General features: G+C 64.9%; 15 protein-coding genes and 1 tRNA gene. 5 read left to right on the top strand and 11 right to left on the bottom strand.

What is annotated here, in order from left to right; all coding sequences use genetic code 11:
• The first annotated feature begins 23 nt into the window (after positions 1–23).
• Positions 24–1,472, top strand: coding sequence for a cytochrome P450 (locus HB634_RS03685; protein WP_213947588.1), 1,449 nt, complete (start codon positions 24–26; stop codon positions 1,470–1,472).
• Positions 1,473–1,475: 3 nt separating this feature from the next.
• Complete coding sequence (locus HB634_RS03680) at positions 1,476–2,873, top strand: MATE family efflux transporter (RefSeq protein ID WP_213947587.1); 1,398 nt, start codon at positions 1,476–1,478, stop codon at positions 2,871–2,873.
• 12 nt (positions 2,874–2,885) lie between these two features.
• Here HB634_RS03680 and HB634_RS03675 read toward each other — a convergent pair whose 3' ends face one another.
• The gene (locus HB634_RS03675) at positions 2,886–3,668 is read right to left on the bottom strand and encodes a 4'-phosphopantetheinyl transferase superfamily protein (protein ID WP_213947586.1); all 783 of its coding nucleotides are present in this window, start codon (positions 3,666–3,668) and stop codon (positions 2,886–2,888) included.
• Entirely contained in the window at positions 3,665–5,962 is a 2,298-nt protein-coding gene (locus HB634_RS03670) for a mechanosensitive ion channel domain-containing protein (protein WP_213947585.1), read from the bottom strand. The genes HB634_RS03675 and HB634_RS03670 overlap by 4 nt, the downstream gene beginning before the upstream one ends.
• 148 nt (positions 5,963–6,110) lie before the next feature.
• Between HB634_RS03670 and HB634_RS03665 the strand changes: the two genes are divergently transcribed.
• Positions 6,111–7,277, top strand: a complete 1,167-nt coding sequence (locus HB634_RS03665; protein ID WP_213947584.1) for a dienelactone hydrolase family protein — start codon at positions 6,111–6,113, stop codon at positions 7,275–7,277.
• A gap of 1 nt (position 7,278) precedes the next feature.
• Here HB634_RS03665 and HB634_RS03660 read toward each other — a convergent pair whose 3' ends face one another.
• The gene (locus tag HB634_RS03660; RefSeq protein WP_213947583.1) at positions 7,279–9,144 is read right to left on the bottom strand and encodes a hypothetical protein; all 1,866 of its coding nucleotides are present in this window, start codon (positions 9,142–9,144) and stop codon (positions 7,279–7,281) included.
• An 82-nt stretch (positions 9,145–9,226) separates the two neighbouring features.
• The gene (locus HB634_RS03655; protein WP_213947582.1) at positions 9,227–10,162 is read right to left on the bottom strand and encodes an alpha/beta hydrolase; all 936 of its coding nucleotides are present in this window, start codon (positions 10,160–10,162) and stop codon (positions 9,227–9,229) included.
• A 150-nt stretch (positions 10,163–10,312) separates the two neighbouring features.
• Here HB634_RS03655 and HB634_RS03650 point away from each other — a divergent pair, with 150 nt between their 5' ends.
• Positions 10,313–10,696 carry a nuclear transport factor 2 family protein gene (locus HB634_RS03650; RefSeq protein WP_213947581.1) on the top strand — a complete coding sequence of 128 codons (384 nt, stop codon included), beginning with the start codon at positions 10,313–10,315 and terminating at the stop codon, positions 10,694–10,696.
• 6 nt (positions 10,697–10,702) lie between these two features.
• Here HB634_RS03650 and HB634_RS03645 read toward each other — a convergent pair whose 3' ends face one another.
• On the bottom strand, positions 10,703–11,761 hold the full coding sequence (locus HB634_RS03645) for a permease (protein WP_213947580.1): 1,059 nt from the start codon (positions 11,759–11,761) through the stop codon (positions 10,703–10,705).
• 81 nt (positions 11,762–11,842) lie between these two features.
• Between HB634_RS03645 and selD the strand changes: the two genes are divergently transcribed.
• Positions 11,843–12,883, top strand: coding sequence for a selenide, water dikinase SelD (selD, locus tag HB634_RS03640; protein WP_213947579.1), 1,041 nt, complete (start codon positions 11,843–11,845; stop codon positions 12,881–12,883).
• Between the two features lie 2 nt (positions 12,884–12,885).
• Here the strand turns inward: selD and HB634_RS03635 are convergent.
• The 6 genes from HB634_RS03635 to fdxH form a co-directional block, all read right to left on the bottom strand.
• Positions 12,886–12,981 (bottom strand) — tRNA-Sec (locus HB634_RS03635).
• A 13-nt stretch (positions 12,982–12,994) separates the two neighbouring features.
• The gene (gene selB / locus HB634_RS03630) at positions 12,995–14,926 is read right to left on the bottom strand and encodes a selenocysteine-specific translation elongation factor (RefSeq protein ID WP_213947578.1); all 1,932 of its coding nucleotides are present in this window, start codon (positions 14,924–14,926) and stop codon (positions 12,995–12,997) included.
• Positions 14,923–16,356, bottom strand: coding sequence for an L-seryl-tRNA(Sec) selenium transferase (gene selA, locus HB634_RS03625; RefSeq protein ID WP_345777463.1), 1,434 nt, complete (start codon positions 16,354–16,356; stop codon positions 14,923–14,925). Before selA ends, selB begins: the two co-directional genes overlap by 4 nt.
• Positions 16,357–16,359: 3 nt before the next feature.
• Positions 16,360–17,316 (bottom strand): formate dehydrogenase accessory protein FdhE, encoded by a 957-nt coding sequence (gene fdhE / locus HB634_RS03620; RefSeq protein WP_063570791.1) that lies wholly within the window; start codon positions 17,314–17,316, stop codon positions 16,360–16,362.
• Positions 17,313–17,975, bottom strand: coding sequence for a formate dehydrogenase subunit gamma (locus HB634_RS03615; RefSeq protein ID WP_213947576.1), 663 nt, complete (start codon positions 17,973–17,975; stop codon positions 17,313–17,315). Before HB634_RS03615 ends, fdhE begins: the two co-directional genes overlap by 4 nt.
• Entirely contained in the window at positions 17,972–18,886 is a 915-nt protein-coding gene (gene fdxH, locus HB634_RS03610) for a formate dehydrogenase subunit beta (protein ID WP_063570793.1), read from the bottom strand. The genes HB634_RS03615 and fdxH overlap by 4 nt, the downstream gene beginning before the upstream one ends.
• Position 18,887: the final 1 nt, after the last annotated feature.

Raw genomic sequence — 18,887 nt, 5'->3', positions numbered from 1 at the left:
CCGCCTTGACCAGGAAGCCGAGCATGGACATGAACACGAATGCCGCTGTGCCAGCCCTCAGTTACTCGCGCCGGATCGAAGACCTGCCGGGCCCGGCAGGCCATCCGTTCGTCGGTAACGCACTGCAGTTGAGCGGCCGTCAGATGCACCTCAGGCTGACGGGGTGGGTCCGGGAGTTCGGGCCCATGTTCCGGCTGAATGTCTTCGGTAACCCGATGGTGATCGTCTCCGACGCTACTACCGTCAACAACGTGCTGCGGGAGCGCCCGGAGGGTTTCCGGCGAAGCGGCGGCCTGAAGACGATCATGAACGACCTCAACATCGGTGGCGTTTTCACTGCCGAAGGCGAGACGTGGCGTAAGCAGCGCAAGCTGGTCATGGCCGGGCTGAATGCCGAGGTGATCCGCAATTTCTTCCCGACCATGGTCGTGATGACCGAACGGATGCTCGAGCGCTGGAAGACAGCTTTGGCCGATGGCAAGCCGGTGGACCTGCGCCGCGACCTCAAGGCCATGGCGCTCGACACGATCGTCGGCATCGCGATGGGGCATGACATCGACGCGGTCAACGACGATGGCAACCCCCTGCAGCGCAATATCGACAACATGTTCCAGCGCCTCGGTCAACGCACCACGGCGTCGTTCCATTACTGGAAGTACTTCAAGTTGCCGGTGGACCGCGAAGCGGAGCAGTCGTCGATGGAAATCGAACAGGCCGTGACCGAATTCATCGACAACACCCGTGCGCGCATGAAACAGCAGGCACAGCTGCAGGCCAAGCCCGGGAACATGCTGGAGGCGATGATCGCCGCGAGCGACAATCCGGAATCGGATTTCACCGATGAAGAACTGGTCAGCAATGCCATCCTCAGCGTGATCGGCGGCGAAGACACGACGGCCAATTCCATCGCCTGGATGCTCATTCTCCTGGCCCGTAACCCTGCTGCCGCCGCCGCGTTGACCGCCGAAGTGGATGCCGTGCTCGGCGAGGCAACGCTCGTACGCGACTGGGACATGATGAAGCAGTTCCCGTATCTCGAAGCCGCACACAGCGAGGCGCAGCGGCTCAGGGCCGTGGCGCCGTATATCGGCATGGTGAGCAACGCTGACTGTGTTGTCGGCGATACGTTCATCCCCAGGAACACGGCGGTGATCGTCTCGACGGCCGGGGAAGGTCTCGACGAAACGCAGTTCCCGCAGCACGAGCAGTACCGTCCCGAGCGCTGGATCTTCGAGCATCGACCGCCGAAGGAGGAAGATCCCTCACGGAAGCTGTTCCCGTTCGGCGGTGGCGCGCGCCTGTGCCCGGGGCGGTTCCTTGCGCTGACCGAAATCAAGATCGTGGTGTCGATGATCATGCGGCACTTCGAACTGGAAGCCGACGCCGATGCGCCGCCGGCGAAGCAGGTGTTGAACTTCTTCATGGCACCCAGTTCGGTGCCCGTGCGTCTTAAGCTCCGCAGGCCGGGCTGAGCCATGGCCTTGCCCACTGAACAGACGGCCTCCAACCTGCGGATCGCCAGGCGCGTCCTGACCGTCTCCATCCCGCTGATGGGCTCGATGATCGGCAACCTGATCATGATGCTGGTCGATCGCATCTGCCTGGCGAGGTATTCGAGCGACACCCTGGCGGCATCGGGACCCGCGATTTACACCGCCATGGCCATCATCGGGTTCTTTGCGGCGGTGGTGGGGTTCTCGCGGTCCTGCGTCGCGCAGGCGTTCGGACGTTCGGGCCACACGGAGGCCGCCTACCAGGCGGCGATAGGGATTCTCGTCGGCGTGGTGTTCTCCGTGGTGCTGTTGCTCCTGGCGCCCCTCATCGAGCTGATTCCGTTCCTGAGCAACCGGCCGCCCGTGATCACTGCCCTGGAGTCGCAGTTCCTCTACTGGTCCGCCTTCTTTGGCGCGGTCATGACGATGAACATGGCGCTCACCTCGTACTTCAACGGCATCGGCAAGACCCGTATCACCCTGGTCGTCGGGCTTATCGGCCAGGCCGTGGGGGTCGTCATGACCATCGGCCTTGTGTTCGGTAAGTTCGGGCTGCCCGAGCTCGGCATACGCGGTTCGGCCCTCGGAACCCTTTTCGGCACCGTGGCCATGATGGCGCTCTATCTGATCTACATGCCTGCCCAGGTGTGGTCGCGGGTGAGGGCGCTGGTCGTCGCACGTGGTGTTCATCTTGGCGAGGTGCTGCCGCGCATCCGCAAAGGATTCGCCCTTGGCGTCACAGCGGGCATCGGCAACTTCGGCAATGCCGCCTTCATCTGGATCATTGCCGGCCTCGGTGCTATTGCGCTCGCCGCCAATAACGTCAACCTGACGGTTAGCTACATGGGCGTCATTCCGCTGCTGGGCCTGGGCATCGGTTGCAGCGTGCTGTGCGGCAATGCGCTCGGCGAAGGTGATTACACGCAGATTCCCAGGATCATCCTCGTCACGCTGGTCATCGAGTTGATCTACATCGCGGTCATCTCGTTCTTCCAGATCGTTACGCCCGACCTGTTGTTGAACCCGTTCGGCCTCGATGGCAAGCCTGAAGAGATTCGGCGGGCTTCGTTCGCGACATCGAAGGTCCTGTGGACGTACTCGCTCGCCTTCGCCTTCTCGATGACGGGATCGGCGGTGCTGGAGGCCTTCGGCCTGACGCGGTTCCTTTTCGTGACCCGGTTCGTCCTGATGTGGGTCCTGAGCATCCCAACGGTTTACCTGATCACGTCGGGGCATGTGGGCGATCCCGAATTCCTGCCGACGGCCTGGGTCATCGGCTCGACGTTCGAAGGCGCTATTGGCGTGTTGTACTTCTGGCGGATCTGGTTCGCGGTGAGGAACCGGCAGAACGAGATCGTGCTGACTCACGTCGAGGCGTGAGCGCTACCGTTCTCACCACACGAAACTGGTGAGGATGGTATCGGCATCGATGGATCGGGTACGCAGCGCGAAGCGACGGCCCTGGGGCAGGGCGGGTGCCAGCGAGCGCGTGAGCATCAGTTCGAGCGTGCCGGCGCGAGCATCCAGCGCCACGAGATCCACGGCGTCGAAGTCGAAATACGTCCCCACGGTGGCGAAGCTGCCCTTGAAGAAGCTCTCTTTCGCCGAAAAGGCGATGGTCAGCAGCATCTCGTAGGACACGTCGCCGGCAAGCGCATGCAGCAACGCTTGCTCGGTCAGCGTGAGCACGGTCCCCTCGACGGATTCGCGCGTCTCCGCCCCAATGCGCCGTTCGATATCGATCCCGATACCGTTAATGCCCGTGGAGGCGGTTGCAACAGCCGCCGCATACGGCCCCGCATGCGTAATGCTCCCCAGCATTCCCGTCGGCCAAACCGGCTGCCGCGATTCGCCCACCCCAATCTGCCCGTCCTGATGGCGATGCGCCCCCAAGACTCCAGCCACCGCATCCCTCGCAGCCAACCTCCCCATGAAAAACTCAGCCTGCCGTTTCTTCACACTCCGCCCGATGCTGTCGGACATATCGATGCGATGCTGCGCGAAGGCAGCAACATCGAACGCGTCAACCTCATAGGTGAGGAGAATCGCTGGCGGCACGCGCGCATCGGTCCAGCCCAGCTCGAAGGGACGGATGCCGATAACGCCCGACGCTCGCCGTTCCGCGGAAAGCGGAAGGTGGGCTGAGGTCGCAGGGTTCGGGTCGACAGGGCTCATGGCGTAACGGGCTTCTCCTCCAGAAGCAGGCTCGTGCGCGGATTCGACAGGACTATACCAAGCTCGCGGAACCGCTCCAGGATCCGCCGGTTCAGTTCGCGCTGGACGCCCCAGCGACCCTTGTCGGTGCAGCTGATCTGTCCGGCCAGGGTGAACATGCCCCCGTCTACCGCATCCACACCCCAAACCTCCATATCGGCAAGGATCTGCGGCGCAAAGGCCGGATCGGCACGCAGGCTCGCGCCGATGGCCTTGAGCTCGTCGATCGCTCGTGTCACATCGGTTTCGTAAACGACGCTGACGCGCATGGCCGCGTTACCCAGGCCGCGGTTGCTGTTGTTCACCGTCGTCACCGAACTGAAGGGAACGATATAGAGCGAACCATCGCCGCCGCGCAGGCGCACCGTGCGTATCGAAAGATATTCCACCGTGCCGGATACATCGCCGACCGTGACCGTGTCGCCGACCTGCATCGCGTTTTCCATCAGCAGGAAAATACCCGTGATGAAGTCCTGCACCAGCTTCTGGGAACCGAAGCCAAGCGCGACGCCGATGATGCTGGCACCCGCCAGCAAGGGCGTGGTGTTGACGCCAATCTGGTTGAGTACGGTCAGTCCGACAATGAGGACGATGGCGATCAGCAGGCAGGTGCGGAGCATCGGTAGCAGGGTGCGAAGGCGCGCGGCGCGCACGAAGTCGCCCGCGTCCTTCCAGCGCGAGAGGCGCCGCTCGACACCCGCGTTGGCGGCCTCCCATACCAACACGGCGATGGTCGCGGCAACCAGGATGGTGATGAGTGCGGATGCCAGGCTGCGTCCGATCGTTCCGCCGGAGAACCAGTCCAGTGCGTCCACACCCCAGGCCTGCAACAGGGCGATGATGGAACATACCGTCAGGATCGCGGTGACGACAGCGCGCACGAGCGGGTAGTAGCGCTGGGCGCGCATCCGGCCAGCGGCACGCTCTGCAGCGCTGTCGCTGTCGTTTTGGCCAGCAGGCTGGAACAGACGGCTCACGCCGCCGAGCACCAGGACCGCGACGATACGCGCGACCACCAGGACGGCCGCCGTGACGCCGACAAAGTGCAGTAGTTTGGGAAAGCCGTCTTCGACCCCGAGCGCCCAGACGAACCATGCGCCAAGTACGATCACGGCCGCCACGACCGCCCATACTTGCGCCAGCCAATGCCTCACGGTAGCGAGCGTTCCCACCGCGTCCGATGAGCCCGCGATAGCCGCCGCCACGGGCCGCCGGACCTTGAAGAGGAGCACGACGAAGAGAACGTGGATCACGAGCGACACGGCCTTGATCAAGGCGAGGCGCTGCTCGTCGGACGCGCCCAGTTCATGCAGGGCGTTGGCCAGCGCGAACCCGGCCGTGCCGACGATCAGGATGCTGCGTGACCAGACGAGAACGCTCCGCGCCGTGCGCTCGCCGACCCTGATGAGCCTCAGGCCGTGACCCACGGGCGAGACGAGCAGCCGCAGCACGGACATGCCGATGCGCGCGGTGACGTAACCATCGACAAAGCCGCTGGTGATGTCGGCCACCTGCGGGTCGTCAGTCATCCAGCGCAGCAAGAGCCCGGCGAAGAGGAAGAACACAGCGACCGGAAGAAGATCGAGCAGCAGCGTCGCCAGCGCGAACGGCAGGTGGCGTAGCGTGCGCCAGTGGTTGGTGTGATTGGGCGCCTCGGCAGCGGGCGCGGGTTGGTCGGCTTGGTCCGCGTGCTCGGTGAGTCCGCGCCGCGGCCGTGCGAGGAGGCGCAGCATGCCCCATTCGGCGGCGAGACCGACACCGAACGCGATCACGAGCACGAGCAGGAGATGTCCCACCAGCTCGCGTTGATCGCCCCTCGCCAGGTTGTTCGTCGTCTGCCGGGCGACCGCGGGAAGCTCGCCGACGACATGGCGAAGCTGCGCCAGCTGCCCGCCCAACCCATCTTCCCACTGGCCGATGTGGCGAAGCATTCGGGCGATGAGGCCGTCCTGCTGCAAGGGGATGGCTGCTGAAGTGGCTGCGGTAGTGGCCGGGGGCGGAACAGCGACGCGAGCAGGCGTGGGGTGAGCGGCAGCCGATGAGGCGGGCGCCGGGGCGCCAGCCGCTATCGCTTGTAGTGTGCGGATCGCTTCGGCGCGCTTGTGTGCATCCTGCAGGACATCGGCGGCCCGCTGTGCATCGGCCGGGGAAAGGGTCGTGGCCGGGCTCGCCGCGTCCTGGGCGGAAAGGAGCGGGGAGGCGAGCATGGCAAACAGGAGCAAGGCCTGGGCGAGGCGAACGGCATGACGGTGCATACGATGGACCGGAGCAAGGACAATACCTTCAACCCTCGGCGATGCGCGGGGGCCCGTCAATCGAAGGTGTGTGAAGTCACCGATGACTTCCAGCAGGTTCCGATGCGAGGGCGAGCGGCGATACTCGGCTCCTGACAGGAGGGTCGCCATGGTTTCGAGGACGTTATTCGCGCTCGTCGTTATGGTCCTATGCGTCCCGACCGCTGCGACGGCGCAGGCGTCGCACTTCAGATTTACGGAACCACCGGGTTCGTATCCTGTCGGCCTGCGGGTAGTCGATCAGTTCGACGCGTCGCGCCCTTTTGCGAAGGGGCATACCCGAGCGTTGCAGACCCTGGTCTGGTATCCAGCCTTACCGAATGCGTCCCGGCCGATGACCGTCGACGACTATGTCCATCTGACACTCTCGGAACTCCGTTCCGATCCGGCAGCGGCCGGCGACCCGAAGCCCGAGCTATTTACCAAGTGGATGTCACGGCTCGGTTCGTCGCTTACCGAACCCCTGCGATCTGCGCGGGATGTGCCAGCGGCTCTTGGGCGTTTTCCCGTCGTCATCTACGCGGCGAGTGATTCAGCGGTGTCGTGGGAGAATGCCGATCTGTGCGAATACCTCGCAAGCCAGGGTTACGTGGTCATCGCCAGTCCCAGCATGGGCGCGAATACCCGTGACATGACCGACGACGTACCCGGTATCGAGGCTCAGGCGCGCGATATTTCCTTTCTCATCACGTACGCGAAGACGCTGCCCGACGCGGACGTGTCCGAAGTCGCCGTGGTCGGATTCAGCTGGGGCGGCATCTCGAATCTGTTCGCCGCGGCGCGCGACCAGCGCATCGACGCATTGGTCGCGCTGGACGGAAGCATGCGTTACTTCCCCGGCCTGGTTAAGCAGGCGGGTTACGTGCATCCCGAGCAGATGACCATCCCGTTGCTGTTCTTCACCGAAGGGGAAATTACCCTCGAACAGATCGCCAGCAACCTGAGTGCGCCGGAAAACGTCGGCCCAAGCGTGCTCAATGCGTGGAAGCGCGGCGACCTCCTGACCGTGAACATGCTTCCCATGGCGCACCAGCAATTCAGCTCGATGCTCGAGCGGAGGCCGACGCATGATGTCGAGGACGAAAAACCCGGCTACGCGTGGGAAGAAGGCGGTGCCGGCTATGCGTGGGTTGCGCGGTACACGCTCTGGTTCCTCGACGCCCACCTCAAGCACGATGCAGCGTCACTGGCGCGGCTCAAGGCCGCGCCAGTGACCAATCGTGTGCCGTCGCACGTCATGGGTTCGCAGTATCGTGCCGCGAACGCCACGCCGTAACTCAGTCCAGCCCGATCCACCGATGCTTTTCCGCCATCGACAGGGCCAGCTTTGGGCCGCGTCGCGCCACCCGCTCACGCTGTTCGCGCTCGCTGCGGATCGTCGGCCACGCGGCGAGATACGTTGCCAGTGTCTCGGCATCGCACGCGTACCGCGCGAAGGCTTCCGCCGTGGCCGACCGCAGTGCCACGGCGCCGTTGTAGCCACCGAACCCCTGGGTCGCGCAGATCGCACCACCATCGGCGTTACCCGGCGACGGCTCGGCCTGCAGGTGGAAGTGACTGGCGATCTCGGCAAGATCAGGATCGAGTCGACGCAGCGTGGGTACGCCCGGCGCCGTACGCCCCAGGACGAACTGCAGGGCCTGCGACAAGGCTTTCAGCCCGGTCTCACCCATGGTGTGGCCATCGCCGACCGCCTTCGGTGTACCGACCACGAGTTTGGGCAGTTCCCCGGTCAGGCCTTGCCTCTGAGCCGCGCCACGCAGGCCCGCCAGCGCCGTGCCCAGGTCCGTCTTCGAATTGGTGCGCGTACCGGTGGCGTGAGCCGCCATGTACTGGAAGTCGCCGACGCCGTAGCCGTGACCCTGGAACGCCATGTCGAGTGCCTGGACCAGCGCGTTTTCGCCGCCGAAGCCGACACCCGCGAAGTGCGCCTTGCCACCGGCTTCGCCGCTCTGGCCCCAGCCGACGATGATGGACGTGATATCCAGCTGGTTGCGCAGGGCGAATTCGAGTGTGGTCACCAGCAGGCCCGAGCCGCCATGGCCGACCACGGTGCCGTCGGCGTCGACATCGAATGGGGCGAGCGAATCGTGCACGCTGCGCACGTTACCGTCGGCATGCGCGGCGTTCTTGGCGGCGAGCTTGTCGCCCGTCATCAGGGCGCCGCCGCCAAAGGCTTCGAGGATGCCGTAGCGCGATTGCAACGCGGCATCCGCCGCCGTGAGTAGCACCATCTGTGGCTTATGAAAGCCGGGATAGTCGAACAGCATCTGCGGCGCGACATCGGCGAGGGCGATGAGGCTGGAGGCACAGGCACCCACCGCGGTCATCGGCGCCTGCGGCACGCGCGTGTAGCCGATATCGTCGGAGCGCAGCGATTCGCGTAGCTCCGGATTCTTCAGTACCCGGCTGATGCTGTAGCTCGGCGAAAGCATGGTCGACACCAGCGCGGGGCCATGCGAGCCCAGCGAGTGCGAGAGCCGTACGGCGAAGGTGTCTTTGGGAATGCCGCCTTCGGGCAACGGCGCATCCGGCCGCAGCCATTGGGCGAGGGCATCCATGCCGCCGAACGCGGTGGCTGACGCCACGCGGAAGTCGAACGGGTTGGGCACGAGTTCCGAAAGCGGGCGCGGCAGGCCGGCCAGGGCGCCCAGGGCGCCGTAGGCAAACAGCTGCGCCTGCAACGAAGGGCTGAGCAAGGCGTCGTCCTGGAAAAGCCCGTGCATGTCTTTGAGCTTCGAGGCGCGGATGTCCTCGTAGCGCAGGCCTGCCAGGCGCCGCAGGCCGACGGTTTCCAGATCGTGAGGAAGCGGCGCGGCGATGTCGGTGACCACTCGCGGGGCCAGTTCGCGCACACCGGGTACGTGCCGGATGCCGCTGTTGGCGCGCAGGGACTCGCCGTGCAGCTGCTTCAGTTCGTCCAGCGTGACCGGCTCGCCGGCGTGTTCGCCCGTTGCCCAACGCATGCCGTCGACGGCGCTGGCCGCCTCCGGGTCGATATCCACCAGGCCGGCATCGAATGCCGCGAGGGGAAGGAATTCATCCGACCGGGCCACCAGGGCCTGGTAGGTTTCCGTCGAACCCACTGCCGAAAGGGTGCAGGCCGTGCCGACGGTCACAAGAACTTGGTCGCTTCTCAACATGTTTTTGGGTACGTAGTGAAACAAACGAGTCGGTTAGTATAAGCGTCAGGCGCCCCGACCGGCGGTTGCCGGCACGCCGCGTTCAGCGAGGCTGCCTGTCGAGGAAGGCCAGGACCAGCGTGGCTATCTCGTCGACCTTTTCATCCCAGGGGAAATGACCGGCGTCGACCAGGTGGACTTCGGCGTCGGGAACGTCGTGTCGATACGCTTCGCCGCCCTGGCCGATGAACGAGGGATCGTTCTTGCCCCAGACGACAAGGGTCGGCGGCTTGTGCGCACGCAGCCACGCCTGCCAGGCCGGATACGAGGCCACGTTGTTCCGGTAGTCGTACAGCAGCGCCGACTGGATCTCCTGCTGTCCCGGGCGTGACAGGTGCGCGAACTCGTCGGTCCATGTGTCGGGGTTGTAGCGTTCCGGATGCGAGCTGCCAAGCGTGTGACGTTGCTCCGTGGCCGCTTGCGAGACGAAGTTCGCAAAAACCTCCGGGTGGGCTTTGGGATCCTTCCAGTACTCCGCGATAAGCGCCCACTTCTTCCCGAGCCCTTCCTGGTAAACGTTGGCGTTGGAGACGATCAACGCCTGCACGCGCTCGGGATGCTTCACCATGATCCGAAAACCGACGGGACCGCCGTAATCATGCAGGTAGAGCGAGTACTTCTTCAGGCCAAGCTGCTCGAGCAGCCCGTTGGTCGTTTCGGCGAGATGATCGAACGTATAGGCGTACGTCGACGGATCCGGTGCGTCGCTCTGACCGAAACCGGGATAGTCCGGCGCGATCAGGTGGTAGCGCGTGGCAAGTAACGGAATAAGGCTGTCGAACTGGCGCGACGACGACGGAAAGCCGTGCAACAGCACCAGCGTCGGCGCATCCCTGGGCCCTGCCTCGCGATAGAACACGCCGACGCCGTCGACCGTGACGCGATGGTAGGTGGTCGTCGCATGGCTGGCGGGTAGCGTGGTGGCGTTCACCGTGGCAGTCATGATCATGCCGGCGGCAAAGAAAGCGAGGGTGTTCATTCGGGGGACCTCTTCGACAGACCTCTGCAGTATCGCTCCGCAGGCGACTCGGTAGCGTGCCACCCGGACATACTTTCGGTTGATGTCCGCCTCTGGGCGAAGGTGCTAGCGTGCGAACAAGCAGCCAGGCTTATTCACGGGAGGTGCGGGATGAACGAGCAGAGCATCCGATCGGCCATCGACCAGCACTGGGCGGCATCCGCCAGCGGCGATCAATTCGCCGAACACGAGATTTACCATGATGATGCGGTTTGCGAGTATCCGCAGTCAGGCGAGGTGATTCACGGGCGGCATAACCTCCAGGCGCTTCGCAGCCATCATCCCGGTAAGCCCTCCGGGTTCAAGGTGCGGCGTATCGTCGGGCAAGACCATCTGTGGGTGACCGAGTACATCATCACCTACCAGGGCAAGCGCGCCTTCACCGTGAGCATCATGGAGTTTCGCGACGGCAAGGTAGCGCACGAGACGCAGTATTTCGCCGATCCGTTCGATGCGCCCGCCTGGCGCAGCCAATGGGTCGAAGTACGGACGTAATGCAGATCAATGCATCTGGAGACCCGAGGCTATCAGCCCGGCCAGCACACCAAAGCCCACCACCGCCGCCGCAAGCGACACGAGCAGGCGCCAGGGCAGGGAACGGCCAAGCATCGCCATCGAGGGCAAACTGACCGGCGGCAGGGTGATCAGCAAAGCTGCGGCAGGTCCGGCCCCCATGCCGAGGGCGAGCATCGCCTGCACGATGGGTACTTCACCTGCGGTGGGAATGACGAACAACATGCCCGCCACGGCCAGCGCGACGATCCAGAACCATTGTTCGCCGATCTCCGGGCCGATGTGCGGGAACATCCAGGCGCGCGCGGCGCCGAGCAGCAGCACGATCACGATGTATTCGGGGATCAATCGCAGTGTCATGCGGGCGAACACCGTGATCCATCGGCGGCCCACATCGGCCAGCGATGAGGCTTCGTGTTCGACTTCGGTCGGCAAGGCCTCGAGTGGCGCCGTCGTGTCCCTGGTCATGAACCGGTTCGCGAGGTAGCCCAGTCCGAAGACCATTGGAATGCTCAGCAGTACGCGAAGCAGGGTCCAGTTCCAGCCGAGGACGAAGCCGGTGAACACCAGTGTCGCCGGATTGAGCATGGTGTTCGACAGCCAGAACGCGACCGACGGCCCTGTGGCGGCCCGCTGCCTGCGCAGCCCCACGACCACGGGTGCGGCGCAACACGTACACATCATGCCGGGTATGCCGATCAGACCACCGGCTACCGTGCCGGCGAAGCCCGGCCTGCCCAGGGCACGTTGAACCCAATTCGCCGGGATCAGGGCCTGAATGCCGGAACCGAGCAGCAGGCCGAGCACCATGGCCTTCCAGATGGCTTTTCCGTAAGCAACGGCATAGCCGAGGGCGGCGCTCAAGGACGGGTCCGGCGCGGTGGACGCGTCGCCCATCAGGATGGACTTGCCGATGGAATGGTTCGCCGCGGCGTCGAAGGCGCGGCCGTAGTACGGAAACCACTTCACGTAGAAGAGGCCGACGACAGCCAGCAACAGGAAGACGGACCAGCGCACGGTACGGGCGCTACGCAGAGCGACGGACATGGCATCCCCCCGAAAATCGTCTATGGTTATCCTGCCGCATGACCCCTCCGTCGCGCCAGCGCAACTTTGGTGGAGCTTTCCATGACTTGTACCCGTTTGACTGAACTTGCCCATGGCGGCGGTTGTGGCTGCAAGCTCGCACCGTCGGTGCTTCGGCAATTACTCGCCGACAAGCCGGCGACCCTGCCATTCGCCCAGTTGCTCGTCGGTACCGAATCCAGTGACGACGCGGCGGTGTGGCAGGTGGACGACCACACCTGCGTGATCGCCACGACGGACTTCTTCATGCCGGTGGTCGACGATCCCCACGATTTCGGCCGGATCGCCGCCGCCAATGCGCTGTCCGACGTCTATGCGATGGGCGGCAAGCCGATCATGGCGCTGGCCATTCTCGGCATGCCACTGGGCAAGGTCGACATCGAGACCGTTCGCGCCATCCTTGCCGGTGGCGAAGCGGTCTGCGCCGAGGCAGGTATTCCGATCGCGGGTGGCCATTCGATCGATTCGGCCGAGCCGATCTACGGGCTCGCAGCGATTGGCCTGTGCACCCCGTCGAACGTGCGCCGCAACACGGGCGCGAAACCGGGTGACGTGCTCATCCTGACCAAGGCGATCGGCGTGGGGATCTACTCCGCCGCGTTCAAGAAGCAGTCGCTTGCGCAGGACGCCTATGACGAGATGATTGCCTCGACCACGCTGCTCAATCGCATTGGCCACGAACTGGGCAAAGACGACGACGTGCATGCCGTCACCGACGTCACCGGTTTCGGCCTCCTCGGCCACGCGATGGAAATGGCGCGCGGCAGCGGCGTGCGGCTGGCGATCGACGAGGCGCGTGTGCCGCTTTTTTCGCAGGCCGCCGCCCTGGCCGAGGCAGGCTTCATCACCGGCGCCTCGAAGCGGAACTGGGAAAGCTATGGCGAGGGCGTGACGCTGAATCTTGAGATGCCCTCATGGCGTCGCGATCTGCTCACCGACCCGCAGACCTCGGGTGGCCTGCTCGTCGCCTGCAAGGCAGAGCGTGCCGCTGCCGTGCGCGTCATGATCGAGGAAGCGGGCTATCCGCACGCGAGCATCATCGGCACGGTCACGGCCGGGAGCCCGGGTATCGATGTGGCGTGAGGTGGCGGAAGAGCATGGGAGTCGAACCCACCCAAGACAGACTGGCTGCCTCACCCGGATTTGAAGTCCGGACGCCCCACCGGGGACGATGCTCTTCCACGTTGCAGCACCTTACGTATCTGGCGCGAACAGGTCCAGGTAACGCGGCTGGATTCGCCGTAACGTGCCGCGCCTGAGCGTAACACCGTGCCGGTCGAAGAACTCCAGCACGAGGATCGCCACCTTGCGGCCGCCGTCGAGCCGGTCGCGGAACTGCGCGGCCGTCACCCAGCCATCCGCTGCATGGGCCTCGATATCGGCCGCTATCTGTACCATCTCGTGGACGGTTGTACGCAGGAAAAAATGATCGTGACTGACCTCATCCACGCGTCCCATCCGCGCCACCCGATGGAACAGGTGCCGGATGTCCGCCTCGGGATACGAGAGCACACCGGCGATGTCGCGCACGCGGGGCGGACGGAAGCGTGCCTCGCCAGCCAGCAGGGGCGCGACCGAGGTCCATAGTGCCTCCTGCGTCGGACTCAAGCGCATCAGGTGGCCGGCAAGACGCACGAAGGCGCCGTCGCGAGCGACGCGCTCCGCGAGGTCGGGATGCTGCAAGGCCATGGTGAACGCAGCGGGTGGAAGTTCCGGCTTTACCGCCTTGCGGAGCTTCTCGCGCGCCATGCCCTGAAGGTCCGGGTTAGCCGCGTGGAACACGTCGAGACGGTCGATCAAGGCGGCGACAAAGTGTTGCCATGAGGCATGACCGATCGCGATACGTTCGTCGGCCGTATCGAACACCAGCGGCGAGAGGGCGCTGACGATCCCCTCCAGTACCGCCGGGGAGAGCGCCCGGTCACGCGCAAAGGCGCCGAGGTCCCACGACAACGATGGCATGTCGAGCAAGGCGGCAAGGCTCCGTTGCGGATCGTCGATGCCCAGTGCGGCGCGCTCGGCCATGCGTGCTGGCGTGCGGCGATGGCGCTCCGGGGCGCGCAGGTCGATGAACTGTCCGCCCCCCATCGTGCGTCGCGCGGAGACGTCGCGCAGCACGAAGCGATCGTGCGAGGCGGCGGCGATGGGCCGATCCAGTACCAGTTGCACGTCCGCCGTCTGTCCCGGACGCAGTTGCTGACCTTCGAGTGGCACGACGCGGGCGCCGACCTCCACGGAGCCATGGTGCAGCCGTACGGCAAGCCAGGGTTCGACGGCCCGGGGTTCCGAAGGCAGCAGGTGCAGTCGCGCGTCGATGCGATCGGTCGGTGCGTGGAGGAAGGGATCGAGCACCATGTCGCCGCGGTGGATCGCGTCCTTACCGATATCTTCCCCAGCGAGGTTGAGGGCACAGCGGTCACCCGCGCGACCGATCTCGACGGGCCGGTTCTGCGCGTGCAGTGAGCGGACGCGCGCCGGTAACCCCGATGGACTGAGACACACGGCGTCTTTCGCGTGCACGACACCGGAAAGCACCGTGCCGGTCACGATCAGGCCGATCCCGGGGAGGGTGAAGACGCGATCGACCGCAAGACGGAACCGACCGTCATGACGGCGTTCGTCGAGTGCGTGGGCTTCGGCGATCAGTCGCTCGCGTAGTGCCTCGATGCCCTCGCCGGTGGCGGACGAGACAGGCAGAATCGCCGCGCCGGCAAGCGAGGTCCCCTTCGTCGCTTCATGAATCTGCGCGCAGACCTCGGTGAGACGTTCCGGTGTCGCCAGGTCGGCCTTGGTCAGGGCGATCAGCGCGCGCCGTGTGCCGAGCAGGTCGAGAATCGCCAGGTGCTCCCGCGTTTGTGGCATCACGCCATCGTCGGCCGCCACCACGAGCAGTGCGATGTCGATGCCGGCGGCACCGGCGACCATGGTGTGTACGAAACGCTCGTGTCCGGGCACATCGATGAAGCCCAGCGTCTGGCCATCGGGCAGGGGTAGGTAAGCGAAGCCGAGGTCGATGGTGATCCCGCGGGCTTTTTCTTCTTTCAGGCGATCGCCGTCGACACCGGTGAGAGCCCTGACCAGCGATGTCTTCCCATGATCGACGTGGCCTGCCGTGCCGACGATCACGGCCGGTGTGCGGCCAGCCCCGCGGTGTCCAGCTCGCCCAGGGTCGCAAGTAAGGAGGCCTCGTCGCTTTCCTGCAGGCAACGAAGATCCAGCAACAGGGCGCCTTCGGAAACACGGCCGATCACCGGATACGAAAGCGCGCGTAGCGCCGCTGTCAGTTGCTCCAGTGCGTCCTGGCTACCGCGCGAACGAATACGCAGCGCGGCGCTGCGAAGTGTGTCCAGCGGCAGCGCGCCGGATCCGATCTGACTCTGGCAGTCGGCGACATCGACGACGAAGGCTTCGTCGAGGTGCTGCGCCACCGCTGGTTGCAGGCGATGTGCCTGCGCTTCGATGTCCGCGTGCGTCCGGGAGAGGAAGCGCAACGTCGGCAAACGTTCGGCGAGGCGATCCGGGTCGCGATAAAGCGCGAGGGTGGCTTCGATCGCTGCCAGGCGTACCTTGTCCACACGTAGCGCGCGCTTGAGAGGGTTGCGATTGATCTCGGCGATCAGCGCGCGATCGCCGACGATGAAGCCTGCCTGCGGTCCGCCCAACAACTTGTCGCCGGAAAAAGTGACCAGGCGCGCCCCTTCCTCGACGGCCTCCCGCACGGTCGGCTCCTTTGCCAATCCGTAGCGCGCGAGATCGACGAGGCTTCCCGAACCCAGGTCGTTTAGCAACGGCACACCGGCCGCATCGGCGATGGCGGCGAGCTCGGGCGCCGCGACCTCCGCGACGAAACCCTGGATACGGTAGTTCGACGTGTGCACCTTCATCACCAGACCGGTGCGCTCGTTGATCGCGTTGCGATAATCGGCGGCATGGGTGCGGTTGGTCGTACCGACTTCGACCATGTCGGCGCCGGCGCGCAGCATGATGTCGGGCATGCGGAACGCGCCGCCGATCTCGATGAGCTCGCCGCGCGAGATGACCGCCTCGCGGCGCAGGGCGAAGGTGTTGAGGCAGAGCAGCACGGCCGCGGCGTTGTTGTTGACCACCGTGGCGTCTTCGGCGCCGGTCAGTTCACGCAGGAGGCGGCGGACGTGGTCGTCACGTTCGCCCCGTGATCCGGTAGCGAGATCGTATTCGAGCGCCACGGGGTGACTCATTGATGCCACGGCCGCTTCGACGGCGCTATCGGCTAAGACGGCGCGGCCGAGATTGGTGTGCAGCACGGTTCCGGTGAGGTTGAACACCGGTCGCAGACCAGCGGGCCGGGCGTCCAGCAGGTTTCCGGCGCGCTTGACGACTTCGTCGGCATCCGGCGCTACGCCGGGCGAGGTGCGCAACGCGGCCCGTACGTCGTCGATCACGCGGCGAATCGCGTCGGTAGCGGCTACCCGCCCGTGACGATCCAGCAGCAAGGCGGCCCCTTCGGTCGCCAGCACAGTGGCGACGGCGGGAAGGCGGCGAAGGGCATTCGTGTCGGGCTCGGCCATGGACACGATTATCTACCCGATATCTTCCTCGCTGTCTCCCGTCAGCAGCAGCGGGTTCGGGGCATGCCGGGCAAAACCTTCCTCGCTGACCATCAGTTCCAGGCCGAGCGAGGCGAGGTCATCGGCATAGGGGTCCACCTGAGTGTCGCGCACCTGGTAGAGCAGCTTGCTATAGGTGTGACACTCGGCACAGGTTTCGAGCTTGACCAGGCCGGCATCACCCTCGATGCCTTCCTGGGTCAGCTTGCGGGTGCCTCCGCAGGTGACGCATACGGTGCGGGTGTGGTTCCAGGCGGTGGAGCACATCGAGCAATAGAGATACCGGGTGCCCGGAATCAAGCCGGTAGCGGTGATGACACCGGATACCGAAGGCGAGCCGCAGCAGGGACAGAGGGATCGTTGCTCGAGCAGCCGGAGGTCGGCGGCGTCGAGACGGGCCGCGGAGCCGGTGAAGTAAACCTGCAGCGCGGCGGCGATGAAGACGGCTGCACCGATATCCGCCGGGGGAACGTGCCCGCGGAGGAAGTTGTTGGCTTGTCCTTCGAGTGCGGCGATGTCGGTATGGCGCAGGGTATCAATGGCGTCGAGGGTGGCCGGAGGGAGGTCGGCGTCGGGATGCTGGACATGATCGAGCACGGATGTGAGGCCTTCGCGCCAGGAGGCGTCGCGGTGGTGGCCATCGGCAGCCAGCGGCGGCATGCGCGCCTCGGTGGCGCGGGCGACGGCTTGCGGATCGACCATGCCGGCGGGTGCGAGCGTGGTCGACACCCTGTGTTGGGCACGGGCAAGGCGAGCCAGGAAGCGCAGCCAGGGCTCCATGGGATGGCCGGTGGCAAGGTGGTCCAGCCTTGCCGCTGTGGCGGCGAAGCGCCGCGCCGGGTCCGGCATCACGATGGGTGAGGGAGACTTGACCCCGGGGTGAGAGGGACCGCTCCAGGACGCGTCGGGTGGTGCCTCGGCTTGCTTCACGGATTCTTCCTGGGCGTGGTCTTGCTGACGCGACGGCTTGCCGCCAACTGGTAGAACCACTTGCGATGATGGTGCCACGCCCAGCCGGGCGTGACGTAACCCTGGGTCATGCTGCGCACGGAATCGCGGATCCAGATGGCCGCGTAGACATGGACGACCCAGACCAGGATGGCGGAAATCGCGGCCAGGCTATGGATGAGTACGGCCACGCGCTGCACCGGGATCGAGGTGGCCTCGCCGAAATACACCTCCCATATCAGCAACCCGGTGACGAACAGTACGGGGATAAGCAGTGTCATCGACCAGAACACCAGCTTCTGGCCACTGTTGTTGCGGCCGATCGGCGGTACATGCTCGTCGTCATTGGCGACGACGTGGACAATCGCTTTCGACCAGGCGATATCGTCTTTGGAAGGCAGGTTAGCGCGCCAGAACTGGATGATCATGCCGATCCAGCTGATCACCAGAAGCACGCCAAACCAGGGGTGCGCGGCGCGCGCCCACTGGCCTCCGCCGAACAACCCGGACAGGAAGAACAGGATCGGGTGGAACATCGACAGGCCGGACAGCACCAACAGGATGAACAGGCCCGCGTTGATCCAGTGGTTGACGCGGTTCAAGGTGGTATAGCGGGTGATGGCATTCGCCGGGCGGGTCATGTCGACTCCTCCTCTTTTTCACGCAGCACGCGGGCGGCTTCGGCCTCGTCTTCATCGGTGACTTCGTTCGGGCCGATGGTGGTCCAGTGGAAGAAGGCACCCACGGCGGCCATCGCGATGCCGATCACCGCCAGCGGTTTGAGAATGCCCTTCCACACTTCGACGACCGGGCTGATGCGCGGTTTGTCGGGCAAACCCGAATACAGCGATGGCTTGTCCGCGTGATGCAGAACGTACATGACATGCGTTCCACCGACTTCCGGCGGATCGTAGAGCCCGGCTTTCTCGAACCCGCGTGACTTGAGGTCCTCGATGCGTTCGCCGGCCCAGTTCGTCATGTCAGTCTTGGAGCCGAACATGATCGCGCCGGTGGGACAGGCCTTTACGCAGGCGGGTTCCAGGCCCACGGAAACGCGATCGGAACACAGCGTGCACTTATACGACTTGTGATCCGTCTTGCTGATGCGGGGAATGTCGAACGGACACCCCTTCACGCAATAGCCGCAGCCGATGCATTTGTCGCTGATGAAGTCGACGATGCCGTTGGCGTACTGGACGATCGCGCCCGGGGCAGGGCATGCCTTCAGGCAACCCGGATCTTCGCAGTGCATGCAGCCGTCCTTACGGATCAGCCACTCGAGGTTGCCCTGTTCGTTCTCGTACTCGGCAAACTTCATCAGCGTCCAGACGCTCGGCCCCAGGTCCATGGGATTCTCGTAGGAGCCTTCGAAGTGACCGATCTCCGGACGCAGGTCGTTCCACTCCATGCAGGCGGACTGGCAGGCCTTGCACCCGATGCAGCGGCTCACGTCGATGAGCTTGGCCACCTGGTCCTCATGACTGCGCGCCGCGGGCGGCGTCATCGTCGTGGCGGAGCGGCGTACGTAGTCTTGCGATTGCAGATCAGACATG

It is taken from the genome of Luteibacter sp. dw_328 (genome assembly GCF_018449605.1).
Lineage (GTDB): Bacteria > Pseudomonadota > Gammaproteobacteria > Xanthomonadales > Rhodanobacteraceae > Luteibacter.
Note: the sequence above shows the minus strand (reverse complement) of the source record. Positions and strands in the feature narration are given on the sequence as shown.

Bases quoted from the DNA above. Each gene is read 5' to 3' on its own strand.
- HB634_RS03655 (WP_213947582.1), bottom strand. From the start codon at position 10,162: ATGAACACCCTCGCTTTCTTTGCCGCCGGCATGATCATGACTGCCACG.
- HB634_RS03675 (WP_213947586.1), bottom strand. From the start codon at position 3,668: ATGAGCCCTGTCGACCCGAACCCTGCGACCTCAGCCCACCTTCCGCTT.
- HB634_RS03665 (WP_213947584.1), top strand. From the start codon at position 6,111: ATGGTTTCGAGGACGTTATTCGCGCTCGTCGTTATGGTCCTATGCGTC.
- HB634_RS03615 (WP_213947576.1), bottom strand. From the start codon at position 17,975: ATGACCCGCCCGGCGAATGCCATCACCCGCTATACCACCTTGAACCGC.
- fdxH (WP_063570793.1), bottom strand. From the start codon at position 18,886: ATGTCTGATCTGCAATCGCAAGACTACGTACGCCGCTCCGCCACGACG.
- HB634_RS03685 (WP_213947588.1), top strand. From the start codon at position 24: ATGGACATGAACACGAATGCCGCTGTGCCAGCCCTCAGTTACTCGCGC.
- selD (WP_213947579.1), top strand. From the start codon at position 11,843: ATGACTTGTACCCGTTTGACTGAACTTGCCCATGGCGGCGGTTGTGGC.
- HB634_RS03680 (WP_213947587.1), top strand. From the start codon at position 1,476: ATGGCCTTGCCCACTGAACAGACGGCCTCCAACCTGCGGATCGCCAGG.
- HB634_RS03670 (WP_213947585.1), bottom strand. From the start codon at position 5,962: ATGCACCGTCATGCCGTTCGCCTCGCCCAGGCCTTGCTCCTGTTTGCC.
- HB634_RS03650 (WP_213947581.1), top strand. From the start codon at position 10,313: ATGAACGAGCAGAGCATCCGATCGGCCATCGACCAGCACTGGGCGGCA.
- HB634_RS03660 (WP_213947583.1), bottom strand. From the start codon at position 9,144: ATGTTGAGAAGCGACCAAGTTCTTGTGACCGTCGGCACGGCCTGCACC.
- HB634_RS03645 (WP_213947580.1), bottom strand. From the start codon at position 11,761: ATGTCCGTCGCTCTGCGTAGCGCCCGTACCGTGCGCTGGTCCGTCTTC.